This is a genomic window from Corynebacterium sp. HMSC073D01 (assembly GCF_001815555.1).
Lineage (GTDB): Bacteria > Actinomycetota > Actinomycetes > Mycobacteriales > Mycobacteriaceae > Corynebacterium > Corynebacterium glucuronolyticum.
In genome coordinates this window covers 76964-77233 of sequence record NZ_KV821085.1, presented here as the reverse complement: position 1 = coordinate 77233, position 270 = coordinate 76964, and the positions used below count along the sequence as shown (strand labels likewise).

Here is a 270-nt window from a genome sequence, read left to right as displayed (position 1 = left end):
TCTGCCCCGCACCTGCGGGGATGAGCCCTGCTCGCCAAACTGAAAGATGCCCCCGACCAGATCTGCCCCGCACCTGCGGGGATGAGCCCCATGAGTGCGACGGAGCGGCCCCGTGTGCTGGATCTGCCCCGCACCTGCGGGGATGAGCCGGCTATGTGGAGCAGGCTGAGGCTGCTGTGGCTATCTGCCCCGCACCTGCGGGGATGAGCCCCTTCCACCACCGGGCAGTAGCCCACCAAACCGATCTGCCCCGCACCTGCGGGGATGAGC

1 CRISPR repeat array is annotated in these 270 nt (G+C 68.9%).

The features are described 5' to 3' along the window. Position 1 precedes the first annotated feature (1 nt). Positions 2 to 270: a CRISPR direct-repeat array (repeat unit 25 nt; unit sequence CTGCCCCGCACCTGCGGGGATGAGC).